General features: G+C 50.8%; 1 protein-coding gene. It reads right to left on the bottom strand.

The features are described from left to right. On the bottom strand, window positions 1-463 hold a 463-nt coding region (locus A3751_RS22965; protein WP_197466406.1), incomplete at both ends, for a hypothetical protein.

Raw genomic sequence — 463 nt, 5'->3', positions numbered from 1 at the left:
GCTAACGCCTGGGTATTTTGTTGTTGGAAAATCAACTTTGAGTGCTGTGCTGGCATTTTCCCAGCCTTTCGGTTTGCTGATTAGACTGAGATTGGCACTGCCTCCGGCTCGATAAAGTCGTCTCTGCCAGCTATCTTCAAAGTTTAACAGGCTGGGTATTGCCTGATTTCGTTTCGAAAGTGTTGCGGCGCCAATGGCGGGGACTGTTAAGGACGACAGTAGCAGCGCGAGGGATATCACTCGGACACATGCTTTTGGCACGGGATTGAGCTGTCGACTAGCGCTAACAGCAAGGGCACAGACAATGCCAACAAAGTTATAGTAGATGTCTGTGAAGCTTGCGCTTCGCCCAAGTGCTGGCTGAATGAGCTCAATCGCGATGCCTGTCGCAAAGAGCGAGCCGCCGATTTGGGCTAGCCGAAATCCAGTTGTTTGTTGTTCTGACTTGAGCAGGGAAATCAAG

The sequence above is a fragment of the Oleiphilus sp. HI0080 genome (assembly GCF_001635135.1).
This window is presented reverse-complemented; position numbering and strand designations above follow the sequence as displayed.